The following is a 12282-nucleotide window of genomic DNA, read 5'->3' as shown; positions in this document are numbered from 1 at the left end:
ACATGGAGAAACCTGATGAAAAAACTAGCCACGCTATTGGGAAGCGCGACAGTTGTCGCAGCCGGTCCTGCCATTGCTGCGGACATCGTGATCGGTGTGCCGAACTGGGCATCGGTGAATGCCACCGCGCATATCCTAGAAGTCGTTATCGAGGAAAACCTAGGCCTTGATGTGGAATTGCAGAACGGAACCAACCCAATTGTATTTGAGGCTATGGACAGCGGGTCGATGCACGTGCACCCCGAGGTCTGGATGCCGAACCAGCAAAACCTGCATGACACATACGTCAAGGATAACGGCACAGTCGTTATGAACGAAAACCCTGTGCAAGCCGAACAGGGTATGTGTGTTCCGACCTATATCGCCGAACAGCACGACATCAAATCTATTGATGATCTGAGCGACCCCGACAAGATAGCGATTTTTGACACGGACGGTAACGGCACGCCAGAAGTTTGGATCGGCGCGCCGGGCTGGGCCTCGACCGTGGTTGAGAAAATTCGGGCCAAGTCTTACGGTTATGACCAGGTTTTCGACCTGACCGAGTATGAAGAGACAATTGCCTATGCCAACCTCGCCAACGCGACCAAGGCAGGCGATCCGTGGATCGGGTTCTGCTATAGCCCCCACTACATCTTTGTGACGCAGGACCTGACAGTTCTGGAAGAGCCCGCGCATGATCCGGCCACATGGACCATTGTTCAGCCGACCGATGATCCGGATTGGCTGGCCAAGTCTGAGGCATCTTCGGCATGGAATGGCGCGACACTCCATCTGCATTACGCCAAGGAGCTGGAGGAAAGCTATCCCGAAGTGGCGGCCCTGTTCCGCAACTACCAGATGGAGGGCGACGACCTAAGCGCGATGGGTAAGGCGCTGGCTGTCGACAATGTCGAAGCGGCTGACTTCGCCCGGCAGTGGGTGGCGGATAACGAAGACACAGTCATCGGTTGGCTCACCAACTAACATCCAAAATCGGGGGGCCGTCGCGACAGTTCGCGGCGGCCCTTTTCTTATATGCCGGGGCAAAGCCCTGCACATGAGGGGCAAATGGACGAACCTGTCGTAAAACTGGAAAATGTCTGGAAGATCTTTGGCGCACGGGCAGAAGAGGCCATGGCCGCCGTTCGCAGCGAAGGCATTGGAAAACCTGAAGTTCTGGAGCGTTTCAACTGCGTTGTCGGCGTGCAGGGCGCAACCTTCGAAGTGCCGCGCGGCGAGATTTTCTGTATCATGGGCCTGTCGGGGTCTGGCAAGTCGACGCTGGTGCGTCACGTCAATCGCCTGATTGAGCCGACCGCGGGTAAGATCGAAATTCTGGGGCGGGATGTCTCAAAGATCTCCGAGTCTGAATTGCGCCGCATTCGGGCGCAGCAAATCGGGATGGTCTTTCAACACATGGCGCTGATGCCGCACCGTTCGGTGCGCGACAACGTGGCGTATCCTCTGGAAATCCGCAAAGTGCCGAAATCCAAGCGATGGGCGGTGTCTGACCATGCTCTCAGCCTCGTCAACCTGACCGGTTACGAAGATCGCCTGCCCAAAGAGCTTTCTGGCGGGATGCAGCAGCGCGTCGGTATTGCCCGCGCATTGGCCTCGGACCCGGAAATCCTGTTGATGGACGAGCCGTTCTCGGCGCTTGACCCATTGATCCGGTTGCAGTTGCAGGATCAGTTCAAGGCGCTGGTGGCGCAGCTCAAGAAGACGACCTTGTTCATCACGCACGACTTGGACGAGGCGATCCGGATCGGACATCGCATCGCAATCATGAAAGACGGTGTGATCGTTCAGATCGGCACTCCCGAAGATATCGTCATGAACCCTGCAGACGACTACGTGCGCGAATTTGTGCAGGGCATCTCGAAACTCAAACTCGTCAAAGCGCACTCGATCATGGAGCCGATGGGCAGCTATTCCGGGTCACTCGACGGCGCGCCGCGCGCGGATGAGGGCGCGGATCTGGACCAGTTGATCGACCTAGCGGTGAATACCGAGATGCCAGTGGTCATAACGGATGCAGGTAGTGACGTGGGGATCGTGACCAAGCCGCGCCTGCTGCGTGGTATTCAAGGGGGCAAAAATGACTGACGCAACCACCGAGCTGAAAGTTACAGCCGCCTCTGATATCGAAGTCGACCGCGAGGCGCTGGACTGTTCGATCAAGGAATTCGTCGGACCGAATGGCGACTATTACGTCAATGCGTTTCACAAGATCCATGATGCAACGAGCCCTGTACCCAATACCTTCAACTTGTGGGCCGCCGTGCTGGGGCCATTCTGGTCGGCCTCGCGCGCGATCTGGGGGATGTTTTGGACCTTCCTGATCCTTGAGATCATCGCGTGGGTTCAGATTGGCCGGGGTGCCTGGGGCAATCCTGGCGCTGATTTTGCGGAACGGGCCGCGCGCCAACAGGAACGGGCGGCCGAGTTGATGGCACGTGCAGCGGATGCCACTGAAAAGGCCGATATCGACCGCTTTACCAAGCTGGCCGAGAACATCCAAAAAGCAGCGGACACCAGCCTAGAAAGGGCGGCTGCCGCGCAATCCGAAGCGGCAGGGATTCTGATCACGGGTCTGTTGATGTTGCTGGTTTTCAAACTGGTGCAGGGTTTCTACGCAGATCGGGTCTACGAAAAGCAATATTCGAAATGGCGTATTGATCCGGGCAGCACGGAAAGCGGACAGTCCAGAAGGAACACCGTGCTGGGCGCGGTTCTCATCGCCGCGATCGGCCCGTTGATCGTGTACAAATTCACGGTCAACGCATCGCTGCCCTTGCTGGATGCATTCCCGGAACAAGAGGTTTCCGCGATCTTTCTTGGCGAAGGCAACGGAACACTGTTTTCTGCCCTCGCCAGTTGGATGGAAGCCAAGATTGATGCTGCTGCAGCGGCGGGTGGAGACGTTTTTGACGGGATCGTGGCTGGCGTCCGCTCGGTTTTGGATGCGTTGACGATTGCGTTGATCGGGTCGCCTTGGCCCGTTGTCATGCTGGTCATTTGTGTCACCGCATGGCGTGCAGCAGGCCCTCGGGTTGCGATCTTCACCGCCGCGTCGCTGGCCTATATCGCGCTTCTTGGGTACTGGGACGTCGCGATGGAGACAGTGGCCTTGGTCGGCGCTGCCGTGATCCTGTGCGTGATCTTCGGCATCCCGCTGGGCATCTGGTTCGGGAAGTCCCAGCGCGCCTATCGTGCGGCAGAACCGGTGCTGGATTTGATGCAGACGCTGCCCGCCTTCGTCTACCTGATCCCGATCATCGCCTTCTTTGGCACCGGCAACCCGCCGGGCATTCTGGCCACGATCATTTTCGGAATGCCACCTGTGATCCGCCTGACGGCCTTGGGGATGCGCGGCGTGCCGGAAAGCATCAAAGAGGCTGCGGTCGCCTTTGGCGCTTCGAAATGGCAGTTGCTGAAGGATGTCGAAATTCCATTGGCGCTGCCTTCGATCATGACTGGGGTGAACCAGACCATTCTGATGTGCCTGTCGATGGTGGTGATCATCTCGCTGATCGGCGGCGGCGGTCTGGGCAAGGAAATCCTTGAGGCGCTGCAATACGCGGCCAAGGGTCCGGGTCTGCTGGGCGGCTTCGCCATCCTGTTCTGCGCCATGGTCATCGACCGGATCGTGCAGGGGGCTTTCCGGCGAGAAGACGAGAAAATCTGAACATATGCGCCCCCGCCAGCCCGGGGGCGTTTTTCTTGAAGGGGATGCAGATGACCGACCGCTATGAACAGTCGATGATGGATAACCTGTATTGGTGGGGCGTGCCGACCCTGTTCCGCTGTCCCAATACCGGCCCCGAGGGGCAGGATATCGCCTTGGTCGGCGTGCCCCATTCCACCGGCAACGGCACGACCGAGCGGGATCAGCACCTTGGCCCCCGCGCGCTGCGCCATGTCTCGGCCGTGCAGCGACGGGTGCATTCGGTGTTCGAAATCGACCCTTGGGCCCGCGCCAAGATTGCCGATGTAGGCGACGTGCCCTTTCCGCGCGCTAATGACAACGAGGACTGTATCGAACGCATCACGGGTTTTTACAAGGACATCGACGCAGCGGGGGCGCGGCCTGTGTCGGTGGGCGGAGATCACTCGATCACCGGCGGTATCGTGCAGGCGCTGGGGCGTGGTCAACTGGCTAAAGGTGAGCCGATCAGCTTCCTGCATCTGGATGCGCATACGGATGTGTTCACCAAGGTCGATCACTTTCTGGGGGCCAAGAAATCCGCCGCCCATTGGGGCGCCTATCTGGCCGATCAGGGGCAAGTTGATCCAACGCGGTCCATGCAGATCGGCCTGCGGGGTCATCCGCGCAGTCTGGACTGGCTGCAACCGTCCTATGACTATGGCTACAACATCGTCACCATGCGCGAGTTCCGACAGCGCGGGCTTGCGGATGTAGTGGCGCAGACGCGTGAAGTTTTAGGCGATCGCCCAGTCTATATCACCTTTGATCTGGATTGCCTTGACCCCTCTGTCGCGCCTGCGGTGTCTAATCTGGAGCCCGGCGAGAAGGGGTTTGATATTGACGAAGCCGTGGGTATTTTGCGGGCCGCGCGCGGGCTGAATATTGTGGGCGGAGACGTGGTTTGCATGATGCCCACCAAGGACAGCCCGAACAATATCACCGCCCTGACCGCAGCGGCGGTGATGTTCGAGATGATCTCGATGATCGCCGAAAACGTCAGTTAGCGGCGGGCGTCCACGGCTTGCGCCAGAACGCAGAGCAGTTCGAACATCAATGATATTCCCAGCCACGCGGTGCCGCCCGAAGCGTCGAAGGGTGGAGAAACTTCAACCAAATCGGCCCCTACGAGGTTGATCCCAGACATTTCCCGAATAACCTGCTGGGCCTGAAAGCTGTTTGGGCCGCCGATCTCGGGCGTTCCGGTGCCGGGGGCAAAGGTGGGGTCGACGAAGTCGATGTCATAGGTGCAATAGGTCGGCGCATCACCCACAATACCGCGCACTTCGGCCATGACATCGCCGATGCCGCGGTCGAACAGTTCTTCGATTCGGATGATACGGATGCCCTGGGCCTCGCCCCACTCGATATCCTCGGTGTTATAGGCGGTGCCGCGAATGCCCACCTGAACAAAGCGTTTGGGATCGACTAAGCCCTCTTCGACGGCCCGGCGGAACGGGGTGCCATGGGTGAACTTATGCCCGCCAAAATAGCTGTCAAAAAGGTCAGTATGGCTGTCGAACTGGATCAACCCCAGCGGGCCGGATTTGGCCAGCGCGCGCAGAACGGGCAGGGTGGTTAGGTGATCCCCTCCGGCGGTCAGGGGGGTGATGCCGCGAGCGGTTAGGTCGGTGTAGAACGATGCCACGCGGTCCAGCGTATCTTCGATATCTACCGGGTTCGGGGCCACGTCGCCCAGATCGGCGCAGTTCATCATCGCAAAGGGCGCAAACCCGGTCACGGGGTTCATCGCGCGGATCATGGTCGAGTAATCCCGCAACTGGCGCGGCCCGTGGCGCGCACCGGGGCGGTTTGTGGTGCCGCCGTCCCATGGAATGCCGACCAGCCCGATATCAACCTCGGCGATCCGCGCGTGATCCAGCGTCATGCCGGGCAGGCGCATGAAGGTGGGTACGCCCGCAAAGCGCGCCAGTTCCATGGCTGAGACGGGCTGAAAGAAGGGGTCGGTCATCGGGGCCTCATTCGTCGCAAGTCCCGCCGACCCTAGCCGCCGAGGATGGGTTGGGGAAGGTCAATCAAGGATATGAAACCGGGCGCGGATTTCCGCATCTTGTTCAGGCGTCAAATATTGGGGATTGTGTGTGTCGAGGATTTCTTGCGCGCGGGCGCGGGCGGTGGTCCATGCGTCGCTTGCGCCTTCATCCGCCCAGGTGCGCGGCTCGGTCCGGTCGGCGAGTTCGGGGTAGTAATAATCGCGCTCCATCGCGTCATAGGTATGCGCGCTGCCCAGAAAATGCCCGTCGCCCAGAACCGACTGGCAGATCGCTTCGAACCCGAGGTTTTCCTCGGTCACTTCGATCCCGCGCAGAGCGCGATAGGTGTGGGCATGCATTTCATTGTCCAGCACGAAGCCCTCGAAACTGGCCCCCAGCAGCGATGCGGTCATGCCCGAGCTTTCATAGATCAGGTTCCCGCCCGCCAGCGCCGCCGCCAAAGAGGTGATACCTTTCTCCGCCCCGTATTGCGCATCAATCGCCTTGGCATCGGTCATTGAGGCCGCCACACCTGACGGCAGCCCCAACCAATTGGAAATCTGCGCCGAGGCCGCGTTCAGAATCGTCGTCTCGCCACTGCCGCCCGCAAAAGACCCGGTGCGCAGGTCCACGATGAAGGGCCAGTTGGAAAACACCATCGGAAAGCCCGGTTTGATCGTGTTGACCATGACAAGGCTGGCCAGTGTTTCGGCCAGCGATTGCGCCAGAAACCCGGCCAGCGTGGCCGGGGCCGTCGCACCGGCTTGTGCCGCAGTGATGCAGGACATGGGGATGTTATGGGTGACGCATTCATAGACCACGTCCACCGCATCCTCGCCATATCGCAGGGGCGAGATGACCGGGCTGATATGCGCCTTCAGGAACGGGCGCGCGGCGAACGCGCCGGGGCCTCCGGCGACGATATCCAGCATCTTGACGATGGGCGCGACATGTTCAGCCAGCGTAAAGGACGTGGCAATTGGTTTGGTGGTGTTGCGGATCAGCGCATAAACGGTGTTGACGTCCAGATCGAAATTGTCGGGCACGTCGGTCGCCACGCAGCACCGGGTGAACCAGCTGACATTGGGCAGCGTGTCCTGTAGCCGGGTGAAATCATGCAGATCGGTCAGGGTTGAGGGGCGATATAGCCCCGTGTCGATATCCAGCGTCTGAACTGCCGCGCCGCCGGTGCCGAAATACACCCGGTCTCCGCCCACCTCGATCGAACGCGAGGGATCGCGGCCGTGAAAGGTGAATTGTTTGGGGGCGGATTGAATGGCCTGTTCGACCATGGCGCGCGGGAACAGCAATCGGTCGTCAGGTCCGGGTCTCGCCCCTGCTGCGCGCAGGTCGCGGGCCAGCCGAGCGGGTACCTCTCCCATCCCGAGGGTTTCCAGCAGGCGCAGGGCGGAATCGTAAATCTGCGTGATCTCAAGGTCGGTCAGCGGCTTAAAGGCGCCACCGATCTGACCGGGCGGGCAGGGATCAATCACAGGGGCCGCCGCGCGCTTCGCGTGCCGGGCGCGTCTACCGCTTCGTTTGCTGCCCGTGCTCATCCGGTTCCTTTCTTGCCCTGTTACCTGAACCCTAAGCGCGGGTTCACGCGCTTGGCAAAGGCCAAGTGCAATTTGCAGAATCCGCAATCGCGGTTTCGATTTTTCAATACAAGCACTGGGCGGCTTGTCGCGGGCGCGCATTGTTCCGCAAGACTTGTGGGCAGCAAAGCAGGAGCCACGTCCATGAAATCACGCACCAAAGTCGTTGTCATCGGAGGCGGGATTGCAGGCTGTTCGACCCTTTATCATCTGACGCAGGAGGGGTGGAGCGATGTGGTTCTGGTCGAGCGGAACGAGCTGACCTCGGGCACCACATGGCATTCGGCGGCGCAGGTGACGAACTTTGGAATGAACCAGACGATGGTCGGGCTGAAATCGCACTCGATCCGGCTGTATAAGGAACTGGCCGAAGACCCGGATTATCCGATCAATTATCACCATGGCGACGGCGGCATCCGGCTGGCCAATACCGAAGCGCAGATGCAGGGCTATCGCCATTTCGCATCAATGGCGCGTGGGATGGACGTGCAGTTCGAGGTGATTGATGCCAAGGAATGTGCGCGCCGCCACCCTCTGATCTCGACCGAGAATCTGATTGGCGGGCTGTGGGATCCGATGGACGGCGATATCGACCCCGCCCAGCTGTGTCAGGCGTTGGCGCGCCGGGCCCGCAAGGCAGGGGCCGAGGTGTATCGCAACACGCCGGTTATCGGGCTGAAACAGCACGCCGATGACACATGGACGGTGAAGACCGAAAAGGGCGATATCGACTGCGATATCGTCGTCAACGCGGGTGGCTATCGCGTGAACGAGGTGGGCGCGATGATGGGGGTGCATCATCCCGTCGCCTCGATGGAGCATCAGTATTTCCTGACCGAAGAGATTCCGGCCATTCGCGATGCCAGCCACAGGATGCCTCTGCTGCGATGCCCGATCAGCGATTACTACTGTCGGCAGGAAAAGAACGGGTTGTTGCTGGGGTTCTACGAACAGGATTGCAAGACATGGGGTATGGACGGGATCGACCCCAACTTCGTCAATGCGCTGTGCCCCGACGATTTGGACCGCGTGACGGATGTGCTGGAGGGCGCTTTTGCCCGGATGCCCGCGCTGATGGAGGTGGGCGTGCATACGGTGGTCAACGGCCCGATCACCTATACGATCGACGGTGCGCCTTTGGTCGGGCCGATCCCGGGCAAGCGCAATGCGTTCTGTATCATCGGCCTGCGCGCCGGTCTGGGCGAGGGCGGCGGCCACGGCTGGCTATTGGCGCAACAGATCGTGCATGGCGAGGCGTGTTACGACACGTGGTGCCTTGATCCCCGCCGGTTTACGGGTCACGCGAATGTCGAACTGACGGCGCTAAAAGCCATCGAGGATTACCAAAACGAGTTCCGCTTTCACTTTCCGCATGAACACCGCCCCGCCGGGCGACCCGCTAAGACGACCCCTCTGACCCCGGTTCTGGCGGCTGAGGGGGCCGAGTTCACCGTGGTCAACGGGTGGGAAAGGGTGGATTACATCAAGCCCGCGCCCGATTTCGCGCCCAGCCACAGTTTCGATTTTGACGAAACCTTCGATCTGGTGGCCGCCGAGGTTGCCAATGTCCAGACCAATGTGGGGCTGGCCGAGGTGAACGGTTTCAGTCGGATCGAGATCACGGGTGCAGATCATCACGCGTTTCTGGATCGGATGTTCTGCGGCGCGGTTACCCGCCGCGACGGCCGGGTAGGGCTGGGTTATCTTTTGAACCATCACGGTATGATCAAAGCCGAGGCGACGGTGGCCAATCTGCCCGCCAGTGACCGGGGCCTTGAACGTATCTGGTACGGATCGGCAGCGGCCAGCGAATTTCACGACATGGACTGGCTGACCAGCCATTTGCGGGCTGACGAAGACGTCCACCTGCGCAGCCTGACCAACGATCAGACCATCCTGATCCTTGCTGGCCCCAAGGCGCGCGATGTCCTGTCCGCCTGCGCCCGCGGCGACTGGTCGGCCCAGGCGTTCCCATGGCTCAGCGTTCGCGAGTGTTTTGTCGGGATCGCCCCCGCCACCGTTATGGGTGTTAGTTTCTCGGGCGAACTGGCCTATGAAATTCATGTGCCCAACGCATCGCTCTATGCTGCTTACTTGGCTTTACGTCAGACCGGTGAACCCATGGGCATGAAGTTGTTTGGCGCACGCGCTGTCGACTCGATGCGTATGGAGAAAAGCTTCCTGCATTGGAAATCCGACTTAATTACAGAGTTTGATCCTTTTGAAACCGGCTTGGATCGGTTCGTGAAGCTGGACAAAGGCAACTTTACTGGGCGCAAGGCATTGGAGGCGCGGCAAACGGACGGACCTCGCAAAAAGCTGGTTGTCTTGCAGGTGCACACATCGCAAGGCCCCGCGCATCCCGGAGGGTCGCTCATGCAGGGGGATAGGGTGGTTGGTACGGTCACGTCTGGCGAATGGGGGCATCGAGTCGGCCTTAACCTGGCGCATGGATTTGTTGAGCCGGAACTGGCCGAAATCGGCAGCGAAATGGTGTTGGACCGTTGTGGCGAGCATGTGGCGGTCACCGTCGTCCCGGCCTCGCCCTACGACCCAAATCTTGAACGGGCTCGGTCTTAGGTTAGGGCCGAATAAACAACATCACCATTGCCGAACGGACATTTCTCTGCTTGGCTTGTTTCGAGGTAATCGAAACAATGGACGGTTGCTGTGTCTAAATCTCTAAGCCTCCGCTGGCTGGAAGTGTTTCAACTGATCGCCAAGTCAGGGTCGATCCAACAGGTCGCGTCGGAAACGGGCTTGTCCATCAGTACTGTCTCAAACCACCTGCGCAGTCTTGAACGTGCGCTTGGCATCGAACTGGTAGACCATGGTCGCCGCCCAATGGGGCTGACCCCGGCCGGAGAGGTTTTCGCGCGTTATGTCCGAGATGGCCTGACGGTATTGAAACGGGGTGAGGCTGAAATCCGAACCGGAAACTGGCGCCACGCGACCGATCTGAGGCTGGCCCTGATCGACGATTTCGACAACCAGATCGCGCCTGATCTGTTCCGGTTTCTGGCTCAGGCGTTGCCGCGCTGTAACTTTCGACACTACACCCGCCCCAGCCATGAGATCATCGCCAAACTTCAAGAGCATAAGCTGGACGCTGGGGTTGCCACGCGGCCATCAGAACGCACAGAGGGGCTGATCGAATACCCGCTGATGCGCGACCCTTTTATCGTCATTTTACCTAGTAGCATTGAAGTTCAGCCCGAAGAACTGTTTGAGCCGGATGCAAACCTTCCGCTGTTGAGATATTCGCGGGATTATATGATCGGTAAACAGATCGAAATTCAGTTGACCCGTAGCAAGTACAATTTGCCGAACCGGTTCGAACTGGAATGCAATCAGTCGATCATTGGGCTGGTTGCCGAGGGCGCGGGATGGGCGATTACCACTGCCGCGTGTTTCCACCGCGCTCAGCGATTTCATGACAGCGTCAAAGCAATGCCTTTTCCGGGCCGGAACTTTGTGCGGACCGTGTCTTTGTTTACCACCGAGGTCTATCCCGAAACGACATCGGCTTTGATCCAGAAGGCGATGGAAAAGCTGATACGCCAGCACTTTACCGAACCTATGTGCAAAAAACATATCTGGCTCAAAAATGAATTCAGGACGATGGAGGCCGAGGCAGCTTAAGTTTTGCCCGGCGGCCCAAGCGATTGACCTTCGATGATACTGGTGTCGAGCTGTTCGCCCTGATCCGTGACCTGTTTTTCGACCATCTCGACCAGTTGCAGGGCGGCCTTGCGCCCCATCTCGCGATGTGGAACGTGTACAGTTGTCAGGGCCGGGCTAACAATTCGGGCCAATTCGATGTCGTCAAATCCGGTGATTGAAACATCCTTGGGAACGCGCAGCCCGATTTCTTGAGCCCGCCGCAGCGCGCCAACGGCTAAGACGTCGTTACCGCAAAGGATGGCTGTCGGGCGCGAAGCTTGGCCTATCAACTGGGAAAACGCCTGGGCCCCGCATTCAATTTCGTAAGGCGTTTCGATGATTGTCAGATCCGAAACGTCTAATCCGTTCTGCCGCGTGGCGTCTTTTACGCCTTCGATCCGCAGGCGCGCGCGATCGTTGCCTGCGCTGACGCCGGAAATCACGCCAAGACGCGTGTGGCCCATGGCAATGACACGGTTTGCCAATGCGCACATCGCCGCGCGGTTGTCGAATCCGATCGAGGGGACCGGCGCATCTGGCGCAAAAGACCACGCGACCAGGGTAGGGATATTTCGACGGTCCAGAAACTCATAAATCTTTGGGTCGCGGTCATGGCCAATCAGCAAAAGCCCATCCGCGCCCCGCGCCGCGAGCGTCCTGATTTGTTCTTCCTCGATGTCTGGCTTGTAGGCCGAGCTTGAAACCAAAAGGGTATATCCGTGCTGGTGCAACTCTTCCTGAAAGGCTTGCAGCCCGCGCGCGAATATTGCGTTCTCCATTGTCGGGATGATCGCACCAATGGTGAATGTACGTTTGGCGGCCATCACCTGTGCAGCAAAATTCGGTGTATAGCCCAAGGCATCAACAGCCGATTGAACGCGTTCCCGCGTCGCCTTGACGACACGGTCGGGGCTGTTGAGGCAGCGCGAGACAGTCGCCGTCGAAACGCCCGCCATCTTGGCCACATCGTCCAGCGTTGGTGCCGCCCCCAATTTCGACATTATCAAACCCGCAATTCACTTTTGCCAATAAGTCTAATCTCAACGGGCCCCCAAGGAAAGCAGATATGTAAGCGCTTGCATTTTTGATGTAAGCGCTTACAAATGACTTTGGGCCGAATCCGAAGGGAGTCCGGAAAAGTGTTTCTGACCGCATCCATCATCGTGTTTATCATCTACTTCGCGAACGTGGCTTTGGGTGCTTTTGCAGGCAGTGCCTTTCTTGAGGACGTGGGTGAGATGTTGGTCCTGTTCGCGGCGTCGATCCTGTTCGTTGTCGCAATTCTGAAAAAGGAGGCTGACCGCGACGCAGAAAGCGACGGCTGACTTTTTTGCTTGGGAGG

General features: G+C 59.1%; 10 protein-coding genes. 7 read left to right on the top strand and 3 right to left on the bottom strand.

The genetic code is table 11. From position 1 onward, the window contains the following. Nucleotides 1-15 precede the first annotated feature (15 nt). From GOX75_RS12245 to GOX75_RS12230, 4 genes are all read left to right on the top strand, one after another. The gene (locus tag GOX75_RS12245) at nt 16-966 is read left to right on the top strand and encodes a glycine betaine ABC transporter substrate-binding protein (RefSeq protein WP_171123474.1); all 951 of its coding nucleotides are present in this window, start codon (nt 16-18) and stop codon (nt 964-966) included. 84 nt (nt 967-1050) lie between these two features. After that, a complete protein-coding gene (locus GOX75_RS12240; RefSeq protein ID WP_171123472.1) occupies nt 1051-2088 on the top strand; it encodes a glycine betaine/L-proline ABC transporter ATP-binding protein in 1038 nt (345 codons plus the stop codon). After that, complete coding sequence (locus tag GOX75_RS12235) at nt 2081-3670, top strand: proline/glycine betaine ABC transporter permease (protein ID WP_171123470.1); 1590 nt, start codon at nt 2081-2083, stop codon at nt 3668-3670. Before GOX75_RS12240 ends, GOX75_RS12235 begins: the two co-directional genes overlap by 8 nt. Nucleotides 3671-3720: 50 nt before the next feature. Further along, nucleotides 3721-4695 carry an arginase family protein gene (locus tag GOX75_RS12230; RefSeq protein ID WP_171123468.1) on the top strand — a complete coding sequence of 325 codons (975 nt, stop codon included), beginning with the start codon at nt 3721-3723 and terminating at the stop codon, nt 4693-4695. Here GOX75_RS12230 and GOX75_RS12225 read toward each other — a convergent pair. After that, nucleotides 4692-5660 carry an agmatinase gene (locus tag GOX75_RS12225; RefSeq protein ID WP_171123466.1) on the bottom strand — a complete coding sequence of 323 codons (969 nt, stop codon included), beginning with the start codon at nt 5658-5660 and terminating at the stop codon, nt 4692-4694. The two genes, GOX75_RS12230 and GOX75_RS12225, sit on opposite strands and share 4 nt — an antisense overlap. Nucleotides 5661-5720: 60 nt before the next feature. After that, nucleotides 5721-7238 (bottom strand): trimethylamine methyltransferase family protein, encoded by a 1518-nt coding sequence (locus tag GOX75_RS12220; protein ID WP_171123464.1) that lies wholly within the window; start codon nt 7236-7238, stop codon nt 5721-5723. 183 nt (nt 7239-7421) lie between these two features. On the opposite strand from GOX75_RS12220, the gene GOX75_RS12215 reads away from it, so the two are divergent. Both GOX75_RS12215 and GOX75_RS12210 read left to right on the top strand, forming a co-directional pair. After that, nucleotides 7422-9857 carry an FAD-dependent oxidoreductase gene (locus GOX75_RS12215; RefSeq protein WP_171123462.1) on the top strand — a complete coding sequence of 812 codons (2436 nt, stop codon included), beginning with the start codon at nt 7422-7424 and terminating at the stop codon, nt 9855-9857. A gap of 90 nt (nt 9858-9947) precedes the next feature. Continuing rightward, the gene (locus tag GOX75_RS12210; RefSeq protein ID WP_171123460.1) at nt 9948-10919 is read left to right on the top strand and encodes a LysR family transcriptional regulator; all 972 of its coding nucleotides are present in this window, start codon (nt 9948-9950) and stop codon (nt 10917-10919) included. Here GOX75_RS12210 and GOX75_RS12205 read toward each other — a convergent pair. Next, on the bottom strand, nt 10916-11941 hold the full coding sequence (locus GOX75_RS12205; protein WP_171123458.1) for a LacI family DNA-binding transcriptional regulator: 1026 nt from the start codon (nt 11939-11941) through the stop codon (nt 10916-10918). The two genes, GOX75_RS12210 and GOX75_RS12205, sit on opposite strands and share 4 nt — an antisense overlap. A gap of 138 nt (nt 11942-12079) precedes the next feature. Here GOX75_RS12205 and GOX75_RS12200 point away from each other — a divergent pair, with 138 nt between their 5' ends. Beyond that, the gene (locus GOX75_RS12200; protein ID WP_171123456.1) at nt 12080-12265 is read left to right on the top strand and encodes a hypothetical protein; all 186 of its coding nucleotides are present in this window, start codon (nt 12080-12082) and stop codon (nt 12263-12265) included. The last annotated feature ends 17 nt before the right edge of the window (nt 12266-12282 follow it).

The sequence above is a fragment of the Ruegeria sp. HKCCD7251 genome (assembly GCF_013031165.1).
Taxonomy (GTDB): domain Bacteria; phylum Pseudomonadota; class Alphaproteobacteria; order Rhodobacterales; family Rhodobacteraceae; genus Ruegeria.
The sequence above is the reverse complement of the archived record's forward strand: the minus strand, read 5'-3'. Positions and strand labels throughout refer to the sequence as shown.